The sequence below is a fragment of the Flaviramulus multivorans genome, assembly GCF_021728415.1.
GTDB classification, from domain to species: domain Bacteria; phylum Bacteroidota; class Bacteroidia; order Flavobacteriales; family Flavobacteriaceae; genus Sabulilitoribacter; species Sabulilitoribacter multivorans.
Genome location: NZ_JAKKDV010000001.1, coordinates 492,601 through 518,134, shown reverse-complemented (window position 1 = coordinate 518,134; position 25,534 = coordinate 492,601). Strand labels below are relative to the sequence as shown.

28 protein-coding genes are annotated in these 25,534 nt (G+C 32.1%); 18 read left to right on the top strand and 10 right to left on the bottom strand.

Annotation, left to right across the window (positions count from 1 at the left end; all coding sequences use genetic code 11):
• Positions 1-24: 24 nt before the first annotated feature.
• The 7 genes from L3X39_RS02280 to L3X39_RS02250 all read left to right on the top strand — a co-directional run bounded on the left by L3X39_RS02280 (position 25) and on the right by L3X39_RS02250 (position 7,960).
• A complete protein-coding gene (locus tag L3X39_RS02280) occupies positions 25-1,794 on the top strand; it encodes a BatD family protein (RefSeq protein ID WP_237229872.1) in 1,770 nt (589 codons plus the stop codon).
• 1 nt (position 1,795) lies between these two features.
• Entirely contained in the window at positions 1,796-2,554 is a 759-nt protein-coding gene (locus L3X39_RS02275) for a tetratricopeptide repeat protein (protein WP_237229870.1), read from the top strand.
• Positions 2,555-2,611: 57 nt separating this feature from the next.
• Complete coding sequence (locus L3X39_RS02270; protein WP_237229868.1) at positions 2,612-2,896, top strand: hypothetical protein; 285 nt, start codon at positions 2,612-2,614, stop codon at positions 2,894-2,896.
• A gap of 92 nt (positions 2,897-2,988) precedes the next feature.
• Positions 2,989-4,560, top strand: coding sequence for a SulP family inorganic anion transporter (locus L3X39_RS02265; RefSeq protein ID WP_237229866.1), 1,572 nt, complete (start codon positions 2,989-2,991; stop codon positions 4,558-4,560).
• 31 nt (positions 4,561-4,591) lie between these two features.
• Positions 4,592-5,221, top strand: a complete 630-nt coding sequence (locus L3X39_RS02260; protein ID WP_237229864.1) for a carbonic anhydrase family protein — start codon at positions 4,592-4,594, stop codon at positions 5,219-5,221.
• Between the two features lie 117 nt (positions 5,222-5,338).
• Entirely contained in the window at positions 5,339-6,007 is a 669-nt protein-coding gene (locus tag L3X39_RS02255) for a DUF2490 domain-containing protein (protein WP_237229862.1), read from the top strand.
• 90 nt (positions 6,008-6,097) lie between these two features.
• Positions 6,098-7,960, top strand: a complete 1,863-nt coding sequence (locus L3X39_RS02250; RefSeq protein WP_237229860.1) for a SulP family inorganic anion transporter — start codon at positions 6,098-6,100, stop codon at positions 7,958-7,960.
• Positions 7,961-8,012: 52 nt separating this feature from the next.
• On the opposite strand, the gene L3X39_RS02245 is transcribed toward L3X39_RS02250, so the two are convergent.
• On the bottom strand, positions 8,013-8,531 hold the full coding sequence (locus L3X39_RS02245; RefSeq protein ID WP_237229859.1) for a CvpA family protein: 519 nt from the start codon (positions 8,529-8,531) through the stop codon (positions 8,013-8,015).
• Positions 8,532-8,606: 75 nt separating this feature from the next.
• Here L3X39_RS02245 and L3X39_RS02240 point away from each other — a divergent pair, with 75 nt between their 5' ends.
• Positions 8,607-8,963: a hypothetical protein gene (locus L3X39_RS02240; RefSeq protein WP_237229857.1), complete on the top strand. Its 357-nt coding sequence runs from the start codon at positions 8,607-8,609 to the stop codon at positions 8,961-8,963.
• Positions 8,964-8,997: 34 nt separating this feature from the next.
• Entirely contained in the window at positions 8,998-10,017 is a 1,020-nt protein-coding gene (pheS, locus tag L3X39_RS02235; protein WP_237229855.1) for a phenylalanine--tRNA ligase subunit alpha, read from the top strand.
• Between the two features lie 103 nt (positions 10,018-10,120).
• Here the strand turns inward: pheS and L3X39_RS02230 are convergent, their stop codons facing one another.
• A complete protein-coding gene (locus L3X39_RS02230; protein ID WP_237229847.1) occupies positions 10,121-10,732 on the bottom strand; it encodes a hypothetical protein in 612 nt (203 codons plus the stop codon).
• 122 nt (positions 10,733-10,854) lie between these two features.
• Between L3X39_RS02230 and L3X39_RS02225 the strand changes: the two genes are divergently transcribed.
• Positions 10,855-11,250 (top strand): hypothetical protein, encoded by a 396-nt coding sequence (locus tag L3X39_RS02225; protein ID WP_237229845.1) that lies wholly within the window; start codon positions 10,855-10,857, stop codon positions 11,248-11,250.
• Between the two features lie 71 nt (positions 11,251-11,321).
• Here L3X39_RS02225 and L3X39_RS02220 read toward each other — a convergent pair whose 3' ends face one another.
• Entirely contained in the window at positions 11,322-12,323 is a 1,002-nt protein-coding gene (locus L3X39_RS02220; protein WP_237229837.1) for an NAD(P)H-dependent glycerol-3-phosphate dehydrogenase, read from the bottom strand.
• 132 nt (positions 12,324-12,455) lie between these two features.
• On the opposite strand from L3X39_RS02220, the gene L3X39_RS02215 reads away from it, so the two are divergent.
• Both L3X39_RS02215 and L3X39_RS02210 read left to right on the top strand, forming a co-directional pair.
• Positions 12,456-13,400 carry a nicotinic acid mononucleotide adenyltransferase gene (locus L3X39_RS02215; protein WP_237229836.1) on the top strand — a complete coding sequence of 315 codons (945 nt, stop codon included), beginning with the start codon at positions 12,456-12,458 and terminating at the stop codon, positions 13,398-13,400.
• Between the two features lie 225 nt (positions 13,401-13,625).
• On the top strand, positions 13,626-14,219 hold the full coding sequence (locus L3X39_RS02210) for a hypothetical protein (RefSeq protein ID WP_237229834.1): 594 nt from the start codon (positions 13,626-13,628) through the stop codon (positions 14,217-14,219).
• A gap of 101 nt (positions 14,220-14,320) precedes the next feature.
• Here L3X39_RS02210 and L3X39_RS02205 read toward each other — a convergent pair whose 3' ends face one another.
• From L3X39_RS02205 to L3X39_RS02180, 6 genes are all read right to left on the bottom strand, one after another.
• Positions 14,321-14,791, bottom strand: coding sequence for an ester cyclase (locus L3X39_RS02205; RefSeq protein ID WP_237229833.1), 471 nt, complete (start codon positions 14,789-14,791; stop codon positions 14,321-14,323).
• 61 nt (positions 14,792-14,852) lie between these two features.
• Positions 14,853-15,698 (bottom strand): mechanosensitive ion channel family protein, encoded by an 846-nt coding sequence (locus L3X39_RS02200; RefSeq protein ID WP_237229831.1) that lies wholly within the window; start codon positions 15,696-15,698, stop codon positions 14,853-14,855.
• Between the two features lie 54 nt (positions 15,699-15,752).
• The gene (locus L3X39_RS02195) at positions 15,753-16,520 is read right to left on the bottom strand and encodes a DUF6090 family protein (protein WP_237229828.1); all 768 of its coding nucleotides are present in this window, start codon (positions 16,518-16,520) and stop codon (positions 15,753-15,755) included.
• Between the two features lie 137 nt (positions 16,521-16,657).
• Complete coding sequence (gene nadD / locus L3X39_RS02190; protein WP_237229827.1) at positions 16,658-17,236, bottom strand: nicotinate (nicotinamide) nucleotide adenylyltransferase; 579 nt, start codon at positions 17,234-17,236, stop codon at positions 16,658-16,660.
• A gap of 7 nt (positions 17,237-17,243) precedes the next feature.
• Complete coding sequence (gene gmk, locus L3X39_RS02185; RefSeq protein ID WP_237229825.1) at positions 17,244-17,831, bottom strand: guanylate kinase; 588 nt, start codon at positions 17,829-17,831, stop codon at positions 17,244-17,246.
• 18 nt (positions 17,832-17,849) lie between these two features.
• A complete protein-coding gene (locus tag L3X39_RS02180; protein WP_237229817.1) occupies positions 17,850-18,707 on the bottom strand; it encodes a YicC/YloC family endoribonuclease in 858 nt (285 codons plus the stop codon).
• Between the two features lie 240 nt (positions 18,708-18,947).
• Here L3X39_RS02180 and L3X39_RS02175 point away from each other — a divergent pair, with 240 nt between their 5' ends.
• The 5 genes from L3X39_RS02175 (at position 18,948) to L3X39_RS02155 (ending at position 23,910) form a co-directional block, all read left to right on the top strand.
• Positions 18,948-20,045: a formylglycine-generating enzyme family protein gene (locus tag L3X39_RS02175; protein WP_237229815.1), complete on the top strand. Its 1,098-nt coding sequence runs from the start codon at positions 18,948-18,950 to the stop codon at positions 20,043-20,045.
• A 239-nt stretch (positions 20,046-20,284) separates the two neighbouring features.
• Entirely contained in the window at positions 20,285-21,541 is a 1,257-nt protein-coding gene (locus tag L3X39_RS02170) for a phage integrase SAM-like domain-containing protein (RefSeq protein ID WP_237229814.1), read from the top strand.
• Positions 21,542-21,543: 2 nt separating this feature from the next.
• Positions 21,544-22,200, top strand: a complete 657-nt coding sequence (locus L3X39_RS02165) for a hypothetical protein (RefSeq protein WP_237229813.1) — start codon at positions 21,544-21,546, stop codon at positions 22,198-22,200.
• Between the two features lie 97 nt (positions 22,201-22,297).
• On the top strand, positions 22,298-22,582 hold the full coding sequence (locus L3X39_RS02160; RefSeq protein WP_237229811.1) for a helix-turn-helix domain-containing protein: 285 nt from the start codon (positions 22,298-22,300) through the stop codon (positions 22,580-22,582).
• A gap of 2 nt (positions 22,583-22,584) precedes the next feature.
• A complete protein-coding gene (locus L3X39_RS02155; protein ID WP_237229809.1) occupies positions 22,585-23,910 on the top strand; it encodes a DUF3987 domain-containing protein in 1,326 nt (441 codons plus the stop codon).
• A gap of 360 nt (positions 23,911-24,270) precedes the next feature.
• Here L3X39_RS02155 and L3X39_RS02150 read toward each other — a convergent pair whose 3' ends face one another.
• Complete coding sequence (locus L3X39_RS02150; protein ID WP_237229807.1) at positions 24,271-24,513, bottom strand: helix-turn-helix domain-containing protein; 243 nt, start codon at positions 24,511-24,513, stop codon at positions 24,271-24,273.
• Between the two features lie 97 nt (positions 24,514-24,610).
• Here L3X39_RS02150 and L3X39_RS02145 point away from each other — a divergent pair, with 97 nt between their 5' ends.
• Positions 24,611-25,450 carry a hypothetical protein gene (locus L3X39_RS02145; RefSeq protein WP_237229805.1) on the top strand — a complete coding sequence of 280 codons (840 nt, stop codon included), beginning with the start codon at positions 24,611-24,613 and terminating at the stop codon, positions 25,448-25,450.
• Positions 25,451-25,534: the final 84 nt, after the last annotated feature.

The following is a 25,534-nucleotide window of genomic DNA, read 5'->3' as shown; positions in this document are numbered from 1 at the left end:
AGTTTCAATCCATTTTGAAGAAGAATGAGACGTATAAAACACATATTTGTTATATTATTTTTAGTTACCTCAACTATAGCATTTGCTCAAGTAAAATTTGAAGCAAAAGTAAGTAAGCAGCAACTAGGAATTAATGAGCGTTTACGTGTAGATTTTGAAATGAATCAAGATGGAGATAATTTTAATCCGCCAGATTTTGCAAATTTTACGGTTATTGGTGGTCCAAATCAATCTGTTAGTAATTCTTGGATAAATGGGGTTCGTACATACAAAAAAACGTATAGCTATTTTTTAGCACCAAAACAACGAGGTAATTTTACAATTGCACAAGCCTCTATAACTATTGATGGGGAAACTTATAAAACAACCCCAATAAGAATAGAAGTTACAGCTGCAGTTGATATTCCAAAAGATCCTAACGACCCAACATATTTGGCATCAGAAAACATTCACTTAGTAGCCGAAGTATCAAAAACCAATCCGTATTTAAACGAAGCAATAACCGTGGTGTATAAGCTTTATGTATCTCCAAAAATTGCTGTGGATAACTGGAATGAAATTGATAGTCCACGATATAATGATTTTTGGAGTCAAAATATAAATACACAAGGGCAAAAAGTCCAAAACGGAACATTTAATGGAGAAGATTACAGATTTCTTGTTTTACGAAAAACAGTGTTATATCCACAAAAAACAGGCAAGCTAAATATTGAACCTTTAAGTTTAGATATTGCCTTGCGAGTGCCTACAAATAGAAGGGATATTTTTGGCAGTGTTCTAATGACCCGAGTCAATAGAACTGTTTCAGCTGGTAACAACACTATAAATGTAAAACCATTACCTGAAGTTGGTAAACCTGTTGATTTTACTGGAGCTGTTGGAGATTTTAATTTTGATGTAACACCTTCAAAAACCTCTTTGGATGCAACCGAGTCCTTTCAGCTAAAAGTAAATGTTAGAGGTAACGGTAATTTAAAACTGTTTAAACTCCCAAAAGTATCTTTACCAAGCTCTCTGGAAGTTTACGAACCTGAACATAACGAAAATGTTAATACTAATTTATCAGGAATGCAAGGCAGTATTTCAGATAGTTACACGATTGTACCACAGTATAAAGGCAAATACCCAATTCCAAGTATTTCTTTTTCATATTTCGATTTAAAAACGGAAACTTACAAACGACTATCTTCCGATGAAATTATAATTGATGTTATTAACGGACCAACTAGTGGAAGTAGCTCAAATAATGCTACAGCAAATACTAACAAACAAGCGGTTGTTTTTAATAATGATCAGTTTGCATTTATTAAAACCAAAACGAGTTTTTCAGCTATTAAGCAAGAATATTTTTTCAAGACCAAGTTATTTTGGAGTTTATTGTTATTACCGTTTTTAGCAATTCCATTGGCGATTGTTGTTAGAAACAAGAAGGCCAGTAGAGATGCTGATGTGTATGGTAACAGAATAAGAAAAGCCGATAAATTAGCAAGAAAGTATTTAAGCAATGCCAAAAAATCTCTAGGAAAAAAAGAAGCTTTTTACATTGCACTTGAGAAAGCATTACACAACTACTTAAAGGCAAAATTACATATTGAAACTAGTGATTTAAGTAAAGATAAAATTCAAAATTTGCTATCAGAAAAGGAAGTTGAAGATGAAGTAATTAAGGATTTTGTTAGTATTTTGGAAAGCTGTGAGTTAGCGCGTTATACCCCAATGGATATTGTGACGATGCAAGAAGACTATGATAAAGCTGCAAAAACCATTTCTTTAATTGATAAACAAATACGTTAAGATGAAATACGTTTTTCACATACTCTTGTTTTTGTTAAGTTTAAATGTATTTTGTCAAAACCAAGATTTATTTGACAAAGCCAATGCCTTATACAATGAGGGAAAATATGCCGAGTCTATAGATAATTACAAAGCTATATTAGATTCTGGTGTGCATTCTGCCGATGTTTACTTTAATATAGCAAATGCACACTATAAACTGAATAATATTGCTCCAAGTATTTATTTTTATGAAAAAGCATTGCAGTTAGCTCCTAACGATTCGGATATAAAAAATAATTTGGCTTTTGCCCAAAACATGACTATTGATGCCATTGATATTATTCCAGATGCAGGCATTGCAAAACTTATAAAAACTATTACCAATAAATTATCTTTTGATGCTTGGGCTAAAACATCAGTAGTTTTAGTATTTGTGTTTGTAATGTTATTTTTACTCTATTATTTTTCTTATTCAACAGGTAAAAAGCGTTTAGCGTTTATAGGAAGTTTAACATCTTTAGTTTTGGTATGCGTTACTTTAACCTTTGCCTTTCATAAGCATAATTTAGATAAAAACGACAATCCAGCTATCGTTTTTGTTCAAGAGAGCAAAGTGAAAAGCGACCCTAATAATCGAAGTGAAGAATCTTTTAGATTACACGAAGGGACTAAAGTACAGGTTTTACAGGAGTATGATAATTGGAAAGAAGTTAAACTTGCAGATGGAAAAACAGGTTGGGTTGTTGCAGATGATATTAAGTTGTTAAAGGATTTTTAAAACATTTTTAACAATTAAATGGTGTTGAAGTATTATATTTGCAACTCAATTTTTTATATGAATAAAAGAGCTATTGCAATTTTCTTTTCTATCTTATTTGGCGCACTCATAACAGCGCCTACGATTGTTTCTGCAATAGATGATTCTGTTGATATTTCTATTTTTTATAGTATTGCTGAAGAAGAAAACGAAAACCTTAAGTTACCATTTCCGGATAACAACTTTAATGAGTTCGTTAAGATATTTAAAATTGAATCAAATAAGCATTTAGGATATTATTTTAAAAACTATCCAAAACCGCACCTTAATCTAATTTCTCCTCCTCCCGAATTCATTTCTTAATATTTTTTTAGAATCAGACAATCGTTTGTTTACAAGAAATTATTAATGAATCAGCTTAGAGTTTTCTTATAAGCTAAAAATGAATTTTATTTATGTTTAAAACTATTAAAAATGACTTACCAGCGAGTATAGTCGTATTTTTTGTTGCTTTACCATTATGTTTAGGTATAGCACTTGCAAGTGGTGCACCACTATTTTCAGGATTAATTGCAGGTATTGTTGGAGGTATTGTTGTAGGGAGTTTAAGTGGCTCCAAAATTGGGGTTAGTGGTCCAGCTGCTGGATTAGCCGCTATTGTTTTGGCTGCGATAGCAACATTAGGAAGTTATGAAAACTTTCTGGTCGCGGTTGTATTAGGCGGGATTATTCAATTATTATTTGGTGTTTTAAGGGCAGGTATTATCGGATACTATTTCCCATCATCAGTCATCAAAGGGATGCTAACTGGTATAGGGATTATTATTATTCTTAAACAAATTCCTCACTTTTTTGGTTATGATAAAGCATTTACCTTTTTTAAAACTGAAGGAGGTGAAGGCACTGTTTCCCAAATACTAAATATCTTCGATCATATTCAATTAGGATCAACAATAGTCGGTGTAATTGGTTTAGCAATTTTGTTGCTATGGGATAAAGTATTATCAAAAAAGGGTAAAATATTTCAGTTAATACAAGGGCCACTTGTAGCTGTTGTAGTTGGCATTATTTTTTATGTCATAACAAGCTCAAATGAAACATTGGCCATTACACAATCTCATTTAGTTAGTGTTCCTGTACCAGAAGATACAAACTCCTTTTTACAACAGTTTAGTTTTCCAAACTTTTCAGTAATTACTAATCCCGATGTTTGGATAGTAGCGTTTACAATAGCACTTGTTGCCAGTTTAGAAACCTTATTATGTGTTGAGGCTACTGATAAATTAGACCCACATAAAAACGTAACACCTACAAACAGAGAATTACTCGCTCAAGGAACGGGTAACATTATTTCTGGGATGATAGGTGGTTTGCCAATAACTCAAGTAATTGTTCGAAGTTCGGCAAATATTCAATCAGGAGGACGTAGTAAGGCATCTGCTATTATTCACGGCTTTTTCCTTTTAACCTCAATAATTTTGATTCCTAGATTACTAAACATGATTCCATTATCTGTTTTAGCAGCTATATTATTAATTGTGGGTTACAAATTAGCCAAACCTGCATTATTCAAAAAAATGTACGATTTAGGGTGGAAGCAATGGGTACCTTTTAATGTTACAGTGTTAGGAATTATTTTCATAGATTTATTGTGGGGAATAGGCTTAGGATTATTAGTAGGCATTGTTGTAATTCTTATCAAAAGTTATCAAAATTCTCACTTTTTACATATCGAAGATAAGAGTAATGGTAAGCATAAAATTAAAATGACACTAGCAGAAGAAGTAACATTTTTTAATAAAGGAGCGATATTAAAAGAATTAGATAGTTTACCAAAAGATACTTATTTAGAATTGGACGTTCGAAAAACAAGGTATCTAGATAACGATATTATAGAAATATTAGATGATTTCGCTTTTAAAGCAAAAGAGAGAAATATAGATATTCAGTTAATCTCTGAACGTGGAACCGTTGAAAATCCAGACAGTTTTATAGAATTTTTTAAATTAAGACCAAAGTCAGCTTAAAATTTTAACAATATAAATTAAATAATACATTATGAAAGCACATACAAGAGAAACACAAGCAACCATGACGCCAAAAAAGGCGATAGAATTCTTAAAAGAAGGAAATGTTAGATTTCAAAACAATTTAAAAGCTAACAGAAACTTATTAGAACAAGTAAACGATACCAGCGAAGGGCAATTTCCATTCGCTACTATATTAAGTTGTATTGATTCTAGAGTATCAGCAGAATTGGTTTTTGACCAAGGGCTAGGAGACATTTTTAGTGTAAGGATTGCGGGTAATTTTGTAAACGAAGATATTTTAGGAAGTATGGAGTTTGCTTGTAAACTTGCAGGCACAAAGCTTATAGTTGTTTTAGGTCATACTAGCTGTGGAGCGGTAAAAGGCGCCTGCGATGATGCTAAAATGGGGAACTTAACAAAGCTTATTGAGAAGATTACTCCTGCAGTAAACGCTACTTCCGAACCTAAAGATGCGAGTTTAAGAAATTCAAAAAATTTAGAGTTTGTTGATTCTGTTGCAAAAAAGAATGTCGAATTAACAATTCAAAGAATTCATCAAGAAAGTCCAATACTTTCTGAAATGGAAAAAAAGGGTGAAATTAAAATTATTGGCGCCATGTACGATATTAATTCAGGAGCTGTTGAGTTTTATGATTAAAAACACCGTAAATGGAAAAAATAAATTTGAAATGAGCCATAACAAAAAGTTGATACCACACGAAATGATTATTGGCGAATTACATCTGACAGATAAAATCAATAAAAATGTAAACAGATGAAAAAGAAAATAAGTTTGGCAGCATTAACTTTACTGTTACTGCTGCCAATATTTGCTCAATCTCAAGATAGTAATTTTGGTAATTGGCTTATTTACATTGGTAATAAAAAATTAAATTCTAAGTGGAATTTGCATAACGAGGTTCAGTATCGTAATTATAATGCTATTGGCGATTTAGAACAGTTACTATTAAGAACAGGTTTAGGATATAGTTTTAATGACAACAAAAACAATATTTTGTTGGGTTACGGGTATATTTTATCTGAAAACTATGTAGGCAGTACAGACGAAAAAGTGTCTGTAAATGAGCATCGAATTTTTCAGCAACTTGTATTAAATCAAAAAATTGGAAGTGTTAAATTAGGCCACCGTTATAGATTTGAGCAACGTTTCGTAGAATCCGATTTCAAACTGAGATTTAGATATTTTTTATCAGCAAACATTCCGCTTTGTGTTAAAGAAGACAATATGAGTAAATTTTATCTATCGGCATACAATGAGATATTCCTAAATACCAAAACAGCTATTTTTGATAGAAACCGATTGTATGGAGGTATTGGATATAACGTCAACCAAAATATAAGGGTAGAGCTTGGTTACATGAATCAGTTTTTTGAAACCACGAGTAGAGACCAGTTGAACATACTAACATTTGTCAACTTCTAGAAAAACAATTAAATTTAAAACGCTAATATCATTTGATATTAGCGTTTTTTAAATAAGAAGTATTATATTAATATTTTAAAATAAGAAAAAATGAAAAATTTGTTCTCAAACATTAAAGGGGATGCTTTTGGAGGCATCACAGCAGGTATTGTAGCATTGCCGTTAGCATTAGCATTCGGGGTGTCATCAGGTTTAGGACCGACTGCTGGATTATACGGTGCCATTTTTATAAGCTTTTTTGCCGCCCTTTTTGGGGGAACAAATACGCAAATTTCAGGACCTACTGCGCCAATGACGGCGGTAAGTATGGTTATTATTGCGAGTATTATTGCGGTTAACGATGGCGATGTTAATAAAGCATTACCCGTTATTTTAACGGTATTTTTACTTGCTGGATTAATGCAAATTGGACTGGGCGCTTTAGGTCTAGGAAAATACATAAGGTACATTCCATATCCAGTAGTTTCTGGTTTTATGACCGCCATAGGGGTTATAATTTTACTTACTCAAATATTACCATCTTTAGGATATTATCCAAAAGAAGACTTGGAGTTTGTAGATACTTTTAAAGTGCAAGCCGAAGAAGTTATTCTTGAAAATATTTTAAAAGAAGAGGCTGGAGAGGGCATTTTAGTACTCGAAGATTTTAAAGAAACTATTAGTAGAGCTGAAAAAATTACTGAGGCGGATATTTTAAAAGAATCTCAAACCTTAGCAGCCAAAGAAGCCTCAGGTGCTTTAGGTGCTATTAAGGCATTACCAAAAGCTCTGCAGAACATTAATTGGTTAGAATTGATATTAGCCTTAGGAACCATTTTTATAATATATGGCTTCAAACGTATTACAAAGGCGGTACCTAGTACATTAGTCGCCTTAATAGTTATGTCTGGAATTGCGGTTGGATTTGGTTTAGAATATCGACCAATTGAAGAAATTCCTAGCGGCTTACCTATTCCTAACTTAGAAATTTTCACTAGTTTTAAATTAAGCAGCATAACGCCTTATATTTTTACAGCGCTAACTTTAGCACTGTTAGGAGCCATCGACTCTTTATTAACCAGTGTTGTTGCAGATAACATGACTAAAACCAAACACAAACCTAATCAAGAGTTAGTAGGGCAAGGTATAGGTAATAGTATTGCAGCTATTTTTGGAGGGATTCCAGGAGCTGGAGCAACTATCCGTACTGTAGTAAACATCACCTCTGGTGGTAAAACGAAACTTTCTGGTATGATTGCTGGAATTTTGTTGTTTATAATTCTTTTAGGCTTAGGTCCTGTAGCATCAAAAATACCAGCAGCAGTTTTAGCGGGAATATTAATTACTGTAGGTATAGGAGTTATGGATTATAAAGGGTTAAAAGCCATTCCTAGTTTACCTCGAGATATGAAAATAGGACCCTTTAAAATGAGTTCGGAAGTACTAATAATGCTTGTAGTTTTATTTCTTTCTACCTTTTGGAATTTAGTTTACGCAGTTGGAATTGGGTTAATAATAGCCTCTTTAATGTTTATGAAAAAAATAGGTGATTTAACGGCAGAGCGAAGCGATGTTAAACCACTTAAAGAAGAAGCTTGGGCAGATGAAGCAGGTTTCCCAGAGGCCTTTAAAGAAGAAGTTTTTATTAAGCATATAAAAGGACCTTTGTTTTTTGGTTCTACCAGCGATTTTCAACAATTAACAGCTCAAATCCCAGATACGGCAAGTACTGTTGTTATTCGATTGGGGCGTATGCAATATATGGATCAATCGGGGCTTTATGCTATGGAGGATATGCTTCAAGAATTAAGCAAAAAGAATATTCAAGTCCTATTTGTCGGTCTTCTAAAACAACCAAAATATATGATGGAGCGAATTGATATTATTCCAGATTTAATTCCTCGGGAACATATTTTTGAATCGTTTAAACAATGTATGAAATGGATTAAGAATAATGTTAAAAACGTACATTAATTAAATTTTTACATTAGATTAAATAAAAAAACCACTCAAAAAGAGTGGTTTTTTATGGTTCATTTTCAAGAGTATCAGTATCTTCTTCCTTTGGATTCATTATATTAGGGAAAATCATAGGCACTAAACCTTTTACCGGTTTATAAAGTACAGTTTCATCAATTTCATCTTCATCAATAAAAGTTATTGTACTGTTCATTTTATCAAAAATATTTAAAACCACACTTAAAATAAGAGCAATTTTTAACGCCCCAAAAACACCACCAGCAAGTTTATTTATAATACCTAAAGCAGCAAAATCAGCTAATTTAGTAAGCGCTTTTCCGGCAAGTGCAATAGCTAAAACTATAACAACAAAGGTTATTGCAAACGCAGTAATATTAATAGTTTTTTCGTTCCATTCGGTTTTAGTTTGTAAAAATTCGGCAGCAAAATTACTAAAATGGATGGCTCCATAAACCCCTGCAACCAAAGCCACTAATGAGGCAACTTCAACAAAAAGCCCTTTCATAAAACCTCTAACAAGACCAAATAAGATTAAAGCACCTAAAACAATATCTATCACACCCATAATAAATTGCAATTTCAACAAATATAAAATAATAGTAACAATATGGTTTATTAACTTTGCTACTTTGAATTTATTATGTCTAGAGACGAACAGTTAAAAGAACGCTGGGAGTTGGTAGTTAAAAAACTATCCAGCCAATTTGCAGATGGAGACCCTATGGATCTCGATGGAATTATTTATCTTATTGGTGTTCAGGAGCTTGGACAGTTAGCAAGAACCTTTAAAAAAGACCAAAAACTGGACTTGATGCACATTGCTATTTGTAAACTGCTAACGCCTTATGGCTACTACGAACTTGATTTTGTAGATGATGAGGGATGGCCACATTATAAGGTAATTGAAAGTTTACCGCATTTAAAAGCAGGAGAACAGAGTGTTTTGATGAAGGAGGCCATTGTAAACTACTTCTTAGAAACCGAGTATATAGACTAGAAATTATTAAATTTGCAGTCATTTTAATGATATCATGATAGATAAGATAAAAGAACTTATAGCCGAAGCAGAAGCTTTTAAAGCACAATCAAAAGAAGAAGTTGAGGCATTTCGTATAAAATACTTAGGTAAAAAAGGATTATTAAACGAGTTTTTTGCAGAGTTTAAAAATGTAGCAAACGACCAGAAAAAAGAATTCGGCCAGACCATTAATAAACTTAAAAAAACGGCTGAAGATAAAGTTAATGCCTTAAAGGAAGAGTTAGAAAGCAAAGAAGAAGTAAAAGGTGTTTACGGCGATTTATCACGCCCTGGTGAGCCAATTCAAATAGGGGCACGTCATCCAATTTCAATCGTAAAAAATCAAATTATTGATATTTTTTCGCGTATTGGTTTTAATGTAAGTGAAGGACCAGAAATTGAAGATGATTGGCACAACTTTACGGCTTTAAACCTTCCTGAATATCATCCAGCTCGCGATATGCAGGATACTTTTTTTATACAAACGAATCCAGATATTCTATTACGTACGCATACCAGTTCAGTGCAAGTGCGTTATATGGAAAATAACAAACCGCCTATAAGAACCATATCTCCAGGTAGAGTTTACAGAAACGAAGCTATTTCGGCACGTTCGCACTGTTTTTTTCATCAAGTAGAAGGCTTGTATATTGATAAAGATGTAAGTTTTGCCGATTTAAAGCAAACGCTTCAACACTTCACCACCGAAATGTTTGGCAAAAGTAAAATACGTTTGCGCCCGTCATATTTCCCATTTACGGAACCAAGTGCTGAGGTTGATGTTTATTGGGGTTTAGAAACCGAGATTGATTACCGCATTACAAAAGGAACAGGTTGGTTAGAAATTATGGGTTGTGGTATGGTAGACCCTAATGTGTTGGAAAACTGCGGTATCGACTCCAAAGAATACTCAGGGTTTGCATTTGGTATGGGTATAGACCGTATAGCCATGTTATTACATCAAATAGGTGATATACGTTTGTTAAGTGAAAACGATGTACGTTTTTTAGAGCAGTTTAAATCAGCGCTTTAGAATAATCTTGTCATTCCGCACCTGATGCGGAATCCACTTTGGAACTTAAATTAAAAAGACTCCTGCCTTCGCAGGAATAACAGAGCATGAATCAACTTAAATGTTATTTATAATTTAAAGAGTCCCACATTAAATTAATTAATTTTTGCCCTTGTTCATTTACTTTATTATCCATAATCATATCCATGGTCATAATCATTATGCCTTCATCCTTATTCCCTATGGATGAAATCTCATAAACGTTCTTTTCTCCTTTATATGTTAAGACCGCTTTGTCTACTTCAATTTTTTTGCCAGATTTTAAACTTCTCACGTAGTCTTCCCTATTTAATTTATACCCATAACTGATGCTTTCTTTTGTAATTTCGTTCAGCATCATTTCATTAAGCATTGTAGGGTTAAAGCTTGAATATTTCTGAATCATAATTCCAGAACCCTCTGCTGTCATTATCATGATTTGCTCTATTCCTTCATCTATTTTTGTCTTAGTAATTTTATAATCTTTTGAATATTGAAAACTGAACAAATCATCATCATATAATAAAATGTCTTTTACGCTTACTTTAAAATTGACTTCTTTTCCGTTTATGTTTATTTTATATTCCTTATCTAGTGCTACTTCAAGAATAGAGTCATTAACTTGCAAAAAGTAGTCGTTTTGAGCAAAAGAATACCCAGTCATTAAAAACAAAATGGCGATAATTGTGTTTTTCATATAATATTTAAAAAGGTTATAACTATAACGAATTTAGATTTTATTTATAACAAAGGCAAAAATTACGCTTATTAAAACTCAATCGATTATTTTTGTTGATATTCTGAATTCTTTTAAAAGAAATGAAAAAAGACATCCATATCCCAAAAGTTGAAGACGTTTATATAGCGGTGGTTAATGAGTATAATGATGTTTATAAAACTCAAGATTGGAACGCATACATTATCAATAATAAAGCCGTTGATTTGGAAATGGTGATTATTGTTACCAGTGGTTATTCTAATGATAAGACAACATCAGTTTTTAGAAAGAAGATTGATGTACTTCCGAAAAAAAGCTATGCTAAAATTGAGCTTATGCAAGAAGACTTGTTTGCATTAAACAATATCTTTAAAGTCTCTTTTTTTGAAGGGAATACGATGTTTGATAAAACCTATTTATTCAGAAAAAATACTATTAATTTAAAGGCGATGCAGTCCATTCCTTTAATGGATGCTAAAGGTGTTTTGGAGAAGTGATTATTCGTCTTGAACTTGGTTTAGGATTTCATAAAACAGATTCTAAATATAGTGTCAAACGATAAAGCGGTTTAATCCAACTTTTCAGTTAATTTCTTAAATACTTTTTTCGGATTTTTATTTTCGTATAAAATCTCATAGACCGCATTTATAATGGGTAGGCGTGTTTTCTTTTTGTTTTTTTCATTTAGCAAATGAGCGCTTTTTGTGGCGTAATAACCTTCTGCAACCATGCTCATTTCCATTTGAGCCGATTTTACTGTATAGCCTTTACCAATCATGTTTCCAAACATGCGGTTACGAGAAAAAACGGAGTAACCTGTTACTAATAAATCACCTAAATATGCCGAATTATTAATGTTACGCTTCATTTTATGCATTTTTTTAATAAAGCGTTTCATTTCTCGAATGGAGTTACTCATTAACACACTCTGGAAATTATCGCCATAACCCAAACCATGGGCTATTCCAGCAGCAATAGCATAAATATTTTTTAGCATAACTGCATATTCAATACCAATAATATCATCGCTAATTTTCGTTTTTATGTATTCACTCGATAAGTTTTTAGCTATGGCTTTTGCTTTTTCAGCATCCGAACACGAAATAGTTAAATATGATAAACGCTCTAAAGCCACTTCTTCGGCATGGCAAGGACCTGCAATAACTGCAATGTTATCAAAAGGGACTTTATATATATCATGAAAATGCTCTCCTACCAACAATCCAGATTCGGGCATGATACCTTTTACGGCAGATACTATTATTTTATTGGAGATATCAACCTTTAGTTTTTGTAGCTCGCTATGCATAAACGCCGAAGGGATAGCAAAAATTAAAACATCAACATAATCAGCTATTTCATTTATATCGTTGCTTAGTTTTAATCGCTCTAAATGAAATTCAACCGAACTTAAATAATTGGGGTTGTGTTGTTCTCTTAATAAATGTTCTTTGGTATAAACACTTCGCATATACCACCCAACTTCTTCTAAATTTTCGCAAAGCATTTTTACAATAGCAGTAGCCCAACTTCCAGCGCCAAAAACCGCATATTTTAAAGGTTTTCCCATAAACGACATAATGATTTATACTTCAAAAATACATAAAATATTAATCATTATTTAGCATGTAAAATATACCCATTTCTTTTTTTGGCACATCTTTTGAAACTCTATAAGCAAGAACCCTAAAAATGAATGATTATGAAGACTATAAAATTACTTTTAAGCTTTGCTCTAACCATAACGCTATTTACTTCGTGTTATACTGAAGTTGTTGTTGATGATTTTGCTGAACCAGGAATAAATATAAATCAATTATTAAGCTCACACGAGTTATGGTATGTAGATATTAATTCAACTTCAGGTTATGGAGAAACACCTTTTTTACAAAAGGCGTTTACAATATCGTTTAGAAACGGTGTTGTGTTTGCAAACAACAATATAGTTGGTTTGGGAAGTAATGGTAATGGATTTGGTATTGCTGTTGGCGATTACGATGCTTACAACATGATTTTAGATGTGTATCATGATATTGATGGGTTTTCAACCTTTGATGTTTACCAAATAGATAATAATACCATAGAACTTTACAACCCAAATAATGATACTTCATATTTTTTAGATGGTTATCAACGTAGTAATTTTGATTACGACTTTGTATTCTATGACAATATTCATTATTTCTTACAGGAATATGAAGCTTGGGAAAAAACATATACCAGCGATTTTGGAGCGATTAACGAGTTTGATAACGAAAACTATTTACAGTTTTTAGCAGGTGGAAACGATTCAGAATTTAGAAGCTCGCAAGACGCTACAGGTTCAAACTATAGCAACCTTTACTGGGATTATACAGGGGTTTATGGTGTAGGTGATGTAACTGGGAATATGTACCTAAAAACTTTAACATTAGATTATGATTATTTAGGCAATGAATATTTTGAATTGAACGTTATTAATGATGGAAAGATAGAATTGTATCATCCAAATTCGGAAACGGTTTATGAGTTTACAGGACGAGGATATATACAATACTTAAAAACAGGGAATATTAAAGGCGATTTAAAAAATCCAAACGTTGAGAAAAAACGTAAATATAGAAAAGATAAAGTAGCAAATCCTAGAGAAAATACTAGAACTTCATAAAAATTTTGGTTGGTTATTTAGTTTAGAAACCGTTTAAAGCATCTTGTTTTAGGCGGTTTCTTTTTTTGTTTATTTTTCTGATTATGACAAAATAACTAACCTTTTCTTACAAATTATGAAATAATATAGATGAAACACACGGTCTTGGAGTTACACATCGAATAAATTGCTCTATTTATTTAGACTGGTTTATCTTTATTTTATAAACCTACTTAATATCATGTTATGAAAAACTTTACTCTTTTATTAGGGTCGTTTTTAGTTATCGCATTTACGAGTTGTAATGTAGAACCAATAAGTGACCTTGAATCTAGTCAATTGGCTAAAAAGCCTATCAAAGAAGATAATAGCGATCTACCAACAGATGACAATGATAATCTAAATGATGGTACATATTGCGAAGTAGTTCGTTTAATGGCAGGTCAGCATTATGAGGCAGGTATTATTACTGTAGATAATGATGGGCAAAATCTTATCATAACCTACTCAACAAATGACGACTGGACTATTAATGCGACTCATCTAAGTATAATAGATTGCAGTACCGAAAGCTTTCCAATGACCAATGCGGGAAATCCTAAAATTGGGCAGTTTGAATATCATGATACTTTTCAAGATGGTGTTCATGAAGTAGTCTATACGATTCCACTTGATGAAGTCAGTGAAAATTATTGTTTTGCAGCACATGCCGAAGTTACAGGACCAACAGGTGGAGAAACAGCCTGGGGAGAAGGTAAAGACTTTGGTGGTAAAAGTTGGGCTATGTATGTTGAAGCGGAGTTAAGCGATTGCAATGGAGGTGGCTTAGGCTATGGATAAAAAAATTAATTTTTGCTTATAACTTTGGTTGGTTATATAGTTTGAAGCCGTTTAAAGCATCTTGTTTTAGGCGGTTTCTTTTTTATTATAAATACCCTTTCTTAATTCGCGTTTAATTGTCGTTTATAATCTTCGGCATCGTACGTTCCGATTGATTTTTGCACGAGCCCTTGATTGTTCATGGTCCATTCTTCAAATCCACTAAAATCAACTTTATTTCCGGTCCCCTTCAATCCAGTATTGGTGCCTTTAAAAGTCCAGTAATATCGGTAGGTGTCTTTTCCCTTTGTCAGACTATCCATTGTCAATTCCATATCGGGAAACGCTTCCATATACGATTGAGCCGTTTCAGCTAATTGTTTTCTCCCGATTGCTGGATTTCCATTATTTACAGTCAACATACCATCTTCTGCATAAAACGAAGCCATTTTTTCCGGTTGTTTACTATTCCAAGCATCGGTATATTTTTGTCCAAATTCGATCATATTTTCGTATTCCGATTTTTCAGATTTGCATCCAATCATAATTAAAACGATGGTTAGAAATGCTGTGATAGAAAATGTAGTTTTCATTGTTAAATAAAATTGATTGGAATTAAAAATAATAAAACATATTATGCAAGGAAAAAGGATGTTATGAAATTTCTGACTTCGTGTTTTTTATATGTAAATCGAGTTGCGGGAAGGGAATAGTAATATTGTTTTTTGCTAAGTTTTTATGAATGTTTTTTCTAATATCGCTTTTTACTCTTCCTATACTAAAAATGTTTTCACTAAAGAATAGCACTTGAAAATCTAAAGAAGAGGCTCCAAAATCAGTAAGCCGTACCTCAATTAATTTTTTATCATAAATATCGGGGTGTTCTAAAAGGCTTTCCTCTAGTATTTTTATCACCTTATCTACATCGCTACCGTAGGCAACACCTACATCGACTCTAAAACGTGCTTTTTCCGATTGGTGGCTCCAATTAATAACTTTATTGGTGGTAATTAACGAATTAGGAATAATCATAGAAATATCATCCGTGTTAATCCCTTTAGAAGTTCGTAACCCAATACTTTGAATTTTTACTACAATACCATCAATATCCAAAACATCATCTACTCGTATCGATTTTTCGGAAAGGAGGATGATACCCGAAATAATATCATTAAAAGTTTGCTGCAGTCCCAATCCTATACCAACCAATAAGGCCGCAGATCCTGCCAATAATAAAGTAACTTTTACCCCTAAAGCCTCAAGGATAAAACCTATGGCAATCACCCAAATGAGATATTTAATGATTTGATATAAAGCATAGGAATCTTTAACGTCAATTTTGTTGGATATCCGTTTGCGGTATAGCGCTCTTTTAATGAGCCATAATAATGCTTTTGTGATAATAAAAATGATCAATATGGCAAAAATAGAATACACTTGTAAGGTGTTTTCACCTATGGTAATAAGTTCAAATTCTAAGAATTTTTTTATGGTTTCCATGATTTTTTTATTGATTCATAAAGTAATGAATTTAGTTTGTGGTTGGTGCTTTTGTTATTTTTTTAATTCGCTGTCTATTAACGATATTATATTTTTGTTTTTTTCTTTTATGTTTAATAGCATAGTATTCATACCCTTGAAGTACATTGCAGCAAATACAAATCCATTTTTTTGTTTTTGGTCTTTTAGCATTTCTCGAAAATCATCTTCACTTAAATTACCCAAAAAACCATTTTTTCCGTCGGAATTTTGATAGAAGTAATTATTAGATAACGAATGAATATCAGTCATTTCATATGAAGGCTCGTACAGTGTTATTTCTGCATCATATCTAAAATGGTCTTCTGAATATTTTAGTTTTTTGTAAAGCTTATCTACGGTAAGCAATTTACTTTTTATGGAATCATTTGAAATAATTGCAAAATTACCAGAATTCATTAGTTCTTGAAATGTATTATCTATTTGATAAAACCTTTGCCAAGTGTATACATCTATGGTGTGTTTGTTAAATTCATTCCAATCGGTTACTGGCTTTCCATTATAATGTTCAACAACACTACTGGCGGCCATTGCACGTTTTGCTCTTGAGGCAACATATTGATCAATTTCTGCATTAGTTACTTCTAAATCACTCTTTATATTGGTTAAGTAAGCCACTTCTTTAGCTCTGGTCTTTTTTGCTTCGTTCAGGTTATTGATTTGCAACGCAATTAAAATCCCAATTACGACAAGGATAATCTCACCAATGGCATAAATTAGATATTTACTGAATTTGTTTTCGGTGAGTAATCGCTGGCGGATTTTACGGAAGAATTTTATCATGTGTTATTGGTTGGTTATAATGAGCACAATAATTGGAGATGGAATGTTCAATGTTTTATATCAAGAGTTAGTGAACTAAGTTAAGCACATCTAAACGAAGTTATCGTTTTTTCCTGACAAAATCAAGAAGGCAATTTTTACTTATAAAAATTCATCTCATCCAAATACTCCCAAACAAATTCTGGTAGCATAGGCTTTACATTTTTACCTGCTTTAATGGCTTTTCTAATAAAGGTTGAAGATATTTCCATAACTGGGGCATCAACAAAATGAATGTTTTTATGAGTATCAAATGCTGTTTCTACCTGTTGTTTGGGTATTCTTGGGTACACATAAATGTCGTGGTTTTCTAATATTAATTCATAGTTTTTCCACTTATGAAAACTTTTTAAATTGTCTTCGCCCATAATCAAACAAAACTCATGATTAGGATATTTTTCCTGTATATATGCCAGCGTATTTATAGTATAATTGGGCTGAGGTAAATTAAACTCAATATCACTTGGTTTAAGTTTAGTATAGTCTTTTGTGGCGCGATAAACCATTTCTAAGCGTTGGTAATTATCGAGCAAGCTACTTTTCTTTTTAAACGGATTATGAGGTGTAACTACAAACCAAACTTGGTCTAGGTCGCTATATTCTGCAATGTAATTGGCAATTACCAAATGCCCAACATGTATGGGGTTGAAAGAGCCAAAATACAATCCTACTTTCATAGCGGTTTTAAGAGTTTAAAAAATCGGAAACTTTAGCTTCAGCTTCTTTAAGAGCTTTATCTAAATTGTCATTAACAATAATAGTATCAAACAAAGGCGAAGTAGCTAATTCTGCCGATGCTTTTGCAACACGCATATTAATTTTATCGGCACTCTCTGTTTTACGTTTTTTTAATCGAATTTTTAATTCGTCAATACTAGGAGGCTTAACAAAAACGGCTAATGTTTGCTCAGGATATTTACGCTTTATTCGTAACCCACCAGAAACATCAATATCAAAAATAACATTTTTGCCTTTTGCCCAAATACGTTCTACTTCGGTTTTTAAAGTCCCGTAAAAATTATCACGATATACTTCTTCCCATTCAAGAAACTCGTCGTTTTTTATTTTGTTTTTAAACTCTTTTGAACTTAAAAAGTAATAATCTTTCCCGTTTACTTCTTTTCCTCTTTTTTCTCTTGATGTTGCAGAAATGGAGAATTCTAAATTTAGCGCTTCAACTTCCAGCAAATGCCTTACTATGGTCGTTTTTCCTGAGCCTGAAGGTGCAGAAAATACAATAAGTTTACCTTGTTTTTGTTTTTGATTTGTCACTAACAATATCTTGCTTTTTTAAAGAACATTCAACAATTGTTCCTTAATTTTTTCCAATTCATCTTTCATTTGTACTACCAATTGTTGCATAGGCGCGTAGTTACTTTTAGAACCGATAGTATTTATCTCTCGACCCATTTCCTGACTTATAAAACCTAATTTTTTACCGTTAGAATCTTTAGAGTTTATAGATTCGGTAAAATAATTTAAATGGTTTGTCAATCGCACTTTTTCTTCAGTAATATCAAACTTTTCAATATAATAAACCAGTTCTTGTTCAAAACGGTTTTCATCATATTTATCTCTTAACTCTTCAACCCCTTTTAGCAATCGTTCGCGCACACCTTCAATACGTTCAGGATCCATTTTAATTACATCATCCAATATATTGCTAATGGCAATTACACGCTTGTTAAAGTCTTTCTCGAGCACCTTACCTTCATTCAACCTATGATTCACTAAATCATTAATGGCAGTATTAATTTCTTTTTCAATTGCTTGCCATTCCGTTTCGTCAATTTCTTCACGTACCGTATTTAAGGCATCAGGAAACCGAACTGCCATTTTTAATAAATCCATTTCGTCACCATCAACCACTTGTCTTAATTGCTCAATATATTGCTTAACAACCGGAGTGTTAATTTGAGTAGAGGTGTCTTCAGCTGTGGCTTCAACATATATAGAAAAATCAACCTTCCCACGTACCAATTTATCAGCAAGAATCTTTCTAATAGCAAGTTCTTTTTCTCTGTAAATTGAGGGCATTCGAGTATTTAAATCTAAACTTTTACTATTTAAAGATTTAATCTCAATGGTTATTTTTTTTGTTGGCAATTGTAAAACAGATTTCCCATAACCTGTCATTGAATATATCATACATACATATATTAAGTTACACAAAGGTAATTTATTTGGGCGTTACCACAAGGGTCGGGTTTTTCGTTATAATCTTTTTTTATTCTGAATTTAGTTCAGAATCTTATGATGCTGAAACAAGTTCAGCATAAAAAACGATTTCCACTACAATCCCTAACGCAAAAACAACTATCACAAACCATAAAATAAATAATAAAAATAAATACTTTTGTTTACCTAATAGTACTTTTAAAAATACTTATGAAGCTTATAAAGCAAATAGTTTTTACCATATTTAGCTTACTCATTGTTTATACTTGTAAAGAAAGAGGTAAAGAACAAATAAATGCTAACGAAACCATTTCAAAAATTAAGACGGATAGCTTAATAGCTAATCCGCCTGATGGCATGGTTTGGATTCCTGGTGGGACATTTTTACAAGGTGCAGTACCACAAGACCAAATGGCGATGAAACACGAAAAACCACAACACCAAGTAACAGTTGATGGATTTTTTATGGATATAGCAGAAGTTACCAATTCAGAATTTTCAAAATTTGTTGAAGCAACAGGTTATGTTACCGTTGCAGAACGTGAAATTGATTGGGAGGTAATGAAAAAGCAATTACCTGAAGGCACTCCAAAACCACATGATAGCATATTGCAACCAGGGTCTTTAATGTTTAAAAAAGCAAAATCTTCACTTCCTAATTTATTTGATTTTTCACAATGGTGGCAATGGTCTATTGGTGTAAATTGGAAACATCCAAGTGGGCCAGAAAGCACGATAGAGGGTAAAGAAAATCATCCCGTTGTACATATTAGTTTTGAAGATGCCCAAGCCTATTGCAAATGGGCTAATAGACGTCTGCCTACTGAAGCGGAATGGGAGTTTGCTGCTAGGGGGAATAAAACGGAGGCAACATTTTTTTGGGGTGATGACAAAGCGCAACTATCAAAAATGGTTAATAGTTGGGAAGGAGAGTTTCCAGTTAGTAATACCCTTGAAGATGGTTTTGAAAGAACAGCACCAGTAAAATCGTATCCACCAAATGATTTTGGTTTGTACGATATGGCGGGCAATGTTTGGGAATTTACTTCAGACTGGTATAATGTTAATTATTATAATGAACTTGCTAAACATGAAAAACCGATAGAGAACCCAAAAGGAGCAAGTAAAGCATACAACCCAAACAACCCTTATTTGCAGGAGAAGATTCTAAAAGGTGGGTCTTTTTTGTGTAGTGATTCTTATTGTGCTAGTTATAGAATATCTGCCAGAATGGGAACTAGTATAGATTCATCGGCAGAACATATAGGGTTTAGAACGGTGGCTACACTAGAAATGTTGGTAGATTAACTTAAAATTTAAACAACAAAAAAGCCTTATCAAAAAACGATAAAGCTTTTGTACTCAAGGTGGAAGTACTATTATCCAAAAATGCTACATGGCTTAAATGTCTATAGAACTGATGTAATATCACTAAAATCAATGCTTTTAATCATTTTATATAATTTCTTTTTTTGATTTGGTTTGCATACTTTTGTATAATATTTGATTTAATCGTACAATAATCGTACAAATATTTTAATATCTATATGGCAGCTGTAAACTACTTATATCGTTCCCTAAAGGAAAAGGCATTTTTAAATTTAAGACTGCTTTTCACCTACAATAATACAAATCACGTTATTGGTGGTAAAACCAAATTGGAGGTCTCCAAGCTCTATTGGGATAAATATCACTTTCAAAAAAGCCCAAAAGATATAGATATTAAGAATCAGCAAGTTGAAGTTAATGCTGAACTTAACAAAATTGAAAATCATATTCTAAAAGCCTTTAATGATACTATTCCAGACAGAATAGATAAAGCATGGCTATCAAAACAATTAGATCTATACTATAACCCACCTAAAAAAGCTAAAGCCTTACCAAAGGGGCTTCTTCCTTATTTTGATTTTTATCTAAGGCAACGTAATAACGAACTTGCTGAACAAACACTTAAAAACTATAAAGTTGTTAGAAGTTTAATTGAAAAATACGAAAGCAGTATAAGTAAGAATATTAATATAATTGATATAGATAGTATATTTAAAACCAACTTTGAGGCTTTCTGCCTGAAAAAAGGTTATGCTATCAATACAATTTCCAGAGCTATACACACTATAAAAGCAGTCTGCAAACATGCAATGTACAATGGTATAGAAATAAGCCCTCAATTAGAAAGGATAAAACTAAAAGAAGTTAAGGGTGACATAATATACCTGACCATTAAGGAGCTAGAGGCGATTGAAAAACTCGACGATAAAAAACTTAACGAGAGCTTATTAAACGCAAGGGACTGGCTAATAATAAGCTGTTTCACAGCCTCTCGCGTAAGCGAATTTATGCGTTTTACTAAAGAGAAAATTAGAATTGAAAAAGGTAAACATCTTATTGAATTTACCCAAAAGAAAACAGGTAAAAACATGACAATACCTTTGCACTCCAAAATTTTGAAGATACTTGAGAAGAGAGGCGGTGAGTTCCCTAGGCCCATTTCAAGCCAGAAATACAATGCCTACATAAAAAAGGTATGCAAAAAGGCTAAAATTAAAAAGAAAGTAAAAGGCAGTAAACTTGAAAAAATTGATGATAGTTCTAAATTTCCGTATAGAAAGCAAGCTGGTGAATATGAAAAATGGGAACTTGTAACCAGCCATATTGGAAGAAGATCATTTTCTTCTAATTTTTATGGAGAAATACCTACATCGTTCCTAATATACGTTACAGGACATAAAACAGAGCAAATGTTCTTAAACTATATAGGAAAAGGTAACAAGGACATTGCTTTAGAATTAACTAAATATTTTTAAAAATGGGAGAACTTAGCAATACCCTAAAAAATTATAAAAACACCTATATAAGTAGATTAGCTAAATATTTAGATGACTATGAAGATAATACAGAATCTCTTTTCCTTCAAAAGGAGCTTGATTCTTCAAATGAAACGCTAGAAATTTTAAACACCTACAAAACAAATTCTAAATCTTTTGGATTTCAAACACTAAAAGAACATTTAGATATTTCAATACTTAAAAATTCAGGATTTGATCTTGACAAAGTAGATAACCATATTGCAAGTATAAACAGCATTCTAGATTTTATAAAGCACAAGCAAGAATCTATAATTCCTGGGAAAGCACAAAAAGAAGATACATATAAAGACGAAGTTTGGTTTAAAGTTGGGGTATTGTTGGCATCTGGTAAAATGGTTAAATATTATACTATCAGTTCGGATGGTATAATGCTGTTAAAGAATAGCTATACCGCACCAATTGTTGCTGAAGAATTAGGAGATAAGAAGTATGAAAAGGTTGTATTAGCGACATTAAGAAATTATAGCCTAAAAAATACAAATGCTAGTAAAAACATTTTCAATTCACGTGATAAAATGACAAAAATAATAGAACATTGTAAAGAAAAAGGAATTTCTGTAATATCCAATTTTACAGATCGTTTACCATCTGAATAAAATCTATCCAAAAAATAGTACTGAAGTAGTACCAGTACTAAAGGCCGTACCGAGACTTTATGTAGAATTTTGGTTCATAACATAAACTTTATGAATCATGAAAAATTCTATAATTCTACAAGACCTATCAGTAGAAGAACTACAAGAACTGATAGGCTCAACAGTTAAGAAAAACGTAGCCGAGCTACAACAAGAGATACAAGCCAAAAAATTTACAGAAGAACTACTCACGAGAGAAGAAACTTGCAACTTCTTAAAAATCGATTCAAGTACATTGTGGAGTTGGACAAACAAAGGTAAAGTCCGTGCGTATGGGATTGGAGCCCGACGTTATTATAAGCGAAGTGAATTGTTAGATTGTCTCTCCCTATTAAAGAAATAGTCATGCAAGATAAAGTCAAAGACATGACATCTGAAATAGCCAATAAGAACTTATTTCCTGTTCATGTATTGCCCGCTACTTTTAGAAATTTAGTTAAAGGGTTAAATGAATCTTTGAAATTCCCAATAGATTACACAGGGACAGCTATTTTAGTTGCTATTGCTACAGCTATTGGTACCACCGCAAAAGTTAAAGTTAAAGATAAATGGTATGAATTCGCATCGCTTTTTACCTGCATCATAGGAAATGCAGGAGCAAATAAAACACATCCCATATCAACAGTCTTTAAAGCTCTTAAAGCAATTGATAAAGAAACACATGATGTTTTCGTTAAAAAATATAAAGAGTATGAGACCTACCAAAAGACACCGGCAAGAGAAAGACAAATTATGGTTCCGGTACCCGAGCCTATTTTAACAAAATTAATTCTGTCAAATTATACGCCTGAAGCCTTGAGCAAAAGATTGAATGACAACCCTAGGGGATGCACCGTACTAACGGATGAACTCGCATCTTTTTTTGAAGGTATGAATAACTATTCCAAAGCTGATAATTCAAGTTATTACCTCTCTTTTTGGAGTAATCAAGCTACTACAATTGACAGAGTGAGTAAACCTGTACCATTACTTATCAATACGCCATTTCTGTCTATAATAGGAGGTTTACAGCCTAGGATGCTCAGTAAGGTATTTCATTCTCGAAAATTAGATAGTGGTTTTTTTCAACGATTCTTATTTGCTTTTCCTCAGGAGATGAAAAAAGAGCCGATAAATGATAATGTGTTGGATGCTAAAATTTATGAGGAATACTCAAACTTTATAACTAATTACATAAAAGACACTACTGGGAAAACAAAGACAAGAGAGTTAGGCTGGACAAAAGGAGCGAAAGATTATTTTTATGATTGGCAAACTAAAAATTGTGTTTTGGTTAATGAAAATCAAGACACCATTAAAGGAGAGATAATTGCCAAATTCGACAATCATTTTATAAGGCTATCATTGATTTTGCAGATGATGGAAGACCCAGAGAGTACTGAAATTGGAATAAGCGCAGTTAGGGGAGCGAATGCACTATGTAAGTATTATTTGAATTGTGCCTTTAAGGTATTGGCTAAAATTCAGAATCCATTAAATCACCTAAACCAATTACCAGACAATAAAAAGCATTTTTATAATGAACTTCCAGACAAGTTCACTACTGCAGAGGCCATTGAATTAGGGGAAACATTTGATTTTCAAGAACGAAGATTAAAAACATTTCTAAATGACCATTTATTATTTAGGAAAATTAAACATGGTAATTACGAAAAGAAGATAAAATCATAACCGAATAACTAATAAATCACTTTGCATTATTGACACTTTCAGCATTTTAAAGTGTCAATAATGTTGATAGTGCACCAGAATATTTTAATCGGATCAAAAACATTTTGATTTATGAACGAGTATTAGTGCAAATTTTTTATTTTTTCATTGTTGTTCATGGGGCAGCATAAAAACCTGTAGTTCTTAGTTGCTATTTAAAGCATAACATATAAAATGCCAAAATAACTTTGTAAGTGATAAACGATAGGTAGTCATATAGCACCACTTTTGGTACTTTTTGCAGGACTTAAAAATTGAGGTCATTAATATTTATAGCAATAACTTCAACATATAATCTATTTAGGCATATTTATATAAAATTTACTCTTCCGAATAAATCAGGTCATTAACTGAAACTTCTAAAGCTTCAGCAAATTTCATTAGTGTTGTAAAGCCCATTTCAACCCTACCTTTTTCATATCTTCTTACGGCTGAGGGGTCTATATTAACTAATGCGGCTACATCCATTTGGGTCATGTTTTTTTCATTACGTAACAACTTGATACGCCTACCCAATCTAATAATAGTTTCATTTTCAACTTTATTTGTTGGTCTTTTAGCCATAGAACAAATTTGCCCTATTCGAATAAAAAACAACAGAACATATATGTCCTGCTAATTAAGTTTACTTATATTTAGAACATTAAACCTTTAATTTTTTATGAAAAACCTACTTTATATTTTAATAATAATAGTGCTCTTCGGATGTGAATCAGAAGAACAAAAAAAGCAAAAAGCTAAAGAGGTAGTACAAGAATTAATTTCAAATATTCAGATAGATAATTACGAATCTGTTTTTAAATATTATCCAACATTCAGAAATTTGAAGGGCAAGTACTGGAAGCACAAAATACTTGATATTACTTCTACTATTTTAAAAGATGATGGAACTGTTGAAATCTTTGCAACGTCAAATAATGATGATCAATTATTCTTTCTTTTAAAAAAAATGGATGACACTTACATGGTTGTTAAATCTAAAGGAATATCTAGTTATTCCAATTCAAATATCTACAAATATTGTAAAAATATTGGTTGTATTGGGATAACTGAATCTGACATAGAAATGAGCAGAATATGTAATAACAAAGAGGATGAATTCAAAAGAATAGTTAGTTCAATAAAATATGAAATTGAAGAAAAAACTAGGCTTGAAAGTCACGCATTAGAAATAAAGAAAGGAGGATTTGGTAATTATTACGCATTTGGGAATATCACAATAAAAAATTATTCACGATTTACTATACCTGCTTATTCATATAAGATTTATGTTAATTATCTTGATATTAATGATAATGTTTTATTCACTAGTGAAAATTTTTCGGATAATTATTCAGATATTGGTTTTAATCAAAGCAAAACACAACATGTTATGCAAGACATTTCTTCAAAATTCAGAAAAGTAGATATTAGTCTTAAATTATTAAATACCGAATTCATTGATAAATTAATTGCTGAATATGCAGAAGGCGGTTCTTGCATTTATTCAGATAATTTATAAGCTTTTATTCTAAAAGTGCATATCCTAGAGCTTTCAATTTAGCTCGGATGCTGTTTTTAGTTAAAACTAATATTATAAAGCTTT

What these genes read in the sequence shown, in the direction of transcription:
- L3X39_RS02200 (WP_237229831.1), bottom strand. Translation starts at nt 15,698, where the DNA reads ATGGAAACCATAAAAAAATTCTTAGAATTTGAACTTATTACCATAGGT.
- L3X39_RS02170 (WP_237229814.1), top strand. Translation starts at nt 20,285, where the DNA reads ATGGCAGCTGTAAACTACTTATATCGTTCCCTAAAGGAAAAGGCATTT.
- L3X39_RS02195 (WP_237229828.1), bottom strand. Translation starts at nt 16,520, where the DNA reads ATGATAAAATTCTTCCGTAAAATCCGCCAGCGATTACTCACCGAAAAC.
- L3X39_RS02240 (WP_237229857.1), top strand. Translation starts at nt 8,607, where the DNA reads ATGTCTAGAGACGAACAGTTAAAAGAACGCTGGGAGTTGGTAGTTAAA.
- L3X39_RS02270 (WP_237229868.1), top strand. Translation starts at nt 2,612, where the DNA reads ATGAATAAAAGAGCTATTGCAATTTTCTTTTCTATCTTATTTGGCGCA.
- L3X39_RS02205 (WP_237229833.1), bottom strand. Translation starts at nt 14,791, where the DNA reads ATGAAAACTACATTTTCTATCACAGCATTTCTAACCATCGTTTTAATT.
- pheS (WP_237229855.1), top strand. Translation starts at nt 8,998, where the DNA reads ATGATAGATAAGATAAAAGAACTTATAGCCGAAGCAGAAGCTTTTAAA.
- L3X39_RS02220 (WP_237229837.1), bottom strand. Translation starts at nt 12,323, where the DNA reads ATGGGAAAACCTTTAAAATATGCGGTTTTTGGCGCTGGAAGTTGGGCT.
- L3X39_RS02175 (WP_237229815.1), top strand. Translation starts at nt 18,948, where the DNA reads ATGAAGCTTATAAAGCAAATAGTTTTTACCATATTTAGCTTACTCATT.
- L3X39_RS02245 (WP_237229859.1), bottom strand. Translation starts at nt 8,531, where the DNA reads ATGGGTGTGATAGATATTGTTTTAGGTGCTTTAATCTTATTTGGTCTT.
- L3X39_RS02255 (WP_237229862.1), top strand. Translation starts at nt 5,339, where the DNA reads ATGAAAAAGAAAATAAGTTTGGCAGCATTAACTTTACTGTTACTGCTG.
- L3X39_RS02150 (WP_237229807.1), bottom strand. Translation starts at nt 24,513, where the DNA reads ATGGCTAAAAGACCAACAAATAAAGTTGAAAATGAAACTATTATTAGA.
- L3X39_RS02215 (WP_237229836.1), top strand. Translation starts at nt 12,456, where the DNA reads ATGAAGACTATAAAATTACTTTTAAGCTTTGCTCTAACCATAACGCTA.
- L3X39_RS02180 (WP_237229817.1), bottom strand. Translation starts at nt 18,707, where the DNA reads ATGATATATTCAATGACAGGTTATGGGAAATCTGTTTTACAATTGCCA.
- L3X39_RS02165 (WP_237229813.1), top strand. Translation starts at nt 21,544, where the DNA reads ATGGGAGAACTTAGCAATACCCTAAAAAATTATAAAAACACCTATATA.
- L3X39_RS02225 (WP_237229845.1), top strand. Translation starts at nt 10,855, where the DNA reads ATGAAAAAAGACATCCATATCCCAAAAGTTGAAGACGTTTATATAGCG.
- L3X39_RS02155 (WP_237229809.1), top strand. Translation starts at nt 22,585, where the DNA reads ATGCAAGATAAAGTCAAAGACATGACATCTGAAATAGCCAATAAGAAC.
- nadD (WP_237229827.1), bottom strand. Translation starts at nt 17,236, where the DNA reads ATGAAAGTAGGATTGTATTTTGGCTCTTTCAACCCCATACATGTTGGG.
- L3X39_RS02210 (WP_237229834.1), top strand. Translation starts at nt 13,626, where the DNA reads ATGAAAAACTTTACTCTTTTATTAGGGTCGTTTTTAGTTATCGCATTT.
- L3X39_RS02260 (WP_237229864.1), top strand. Translation starts at nt 4,592, where the DNA reads ATGAAAGCACATACAAGAGAAACACAAGCAACCATGACGCCAAAAAAG.
- L3X39_RS02230 (WP_237229847.1), bottom strand. Translation starts at nt 10,732, where the DNA reads ATGAAAAACACAATTATCGCCATTTTGTTTTTAATGACTGGGTATTCT.
- L3X39_RS02250 (WP_237229860.1), top strand. Translation starts at nt 6,098, where the DNA reads ATGAAAAATTTGTTCTCAAACATTAAAGGGGATGCTTTTGGAGGCATC.
- L3X39_RS02275 (WP_237229870.1), top strand. Translation starts at nt 1,796, where the DNA reads ATGAAATACGTTTTTCACATACTCTTGTTTTTGTTAAGTTTAAATGTA.
- L3X39_RS02160 (WP_237229811.1), top strand. Translation starts at nt 22,298, where the DNA reads ATGAAAAATTCTATAATTCTACAAGACCTATCAGTAGAAGAACTACAA.
- L3X39_RS02265 (WP_237229866.1), top strand. Translation starts at nt 2,989, where the DNA reads ATGTTTAAAACTATTAAAAATGACTTACCAGCGAGTATAGTCGTATTT.
- L3X39_RS02280 (WP_237229872.1), top strand. Translation starts at nt 25, where the DNA reads ATGAGACGTATAAAACACATATTTGTTATATTATTTTTAGTTACCTCA.
- L3X39_RS02145 (WP_237229805.1), top strand. Translation starts at nt 24,611, where the DNA reads ATGAAAAACCTACTTTATATTTTAATAATAATAGTGCTCTTCGGATGT.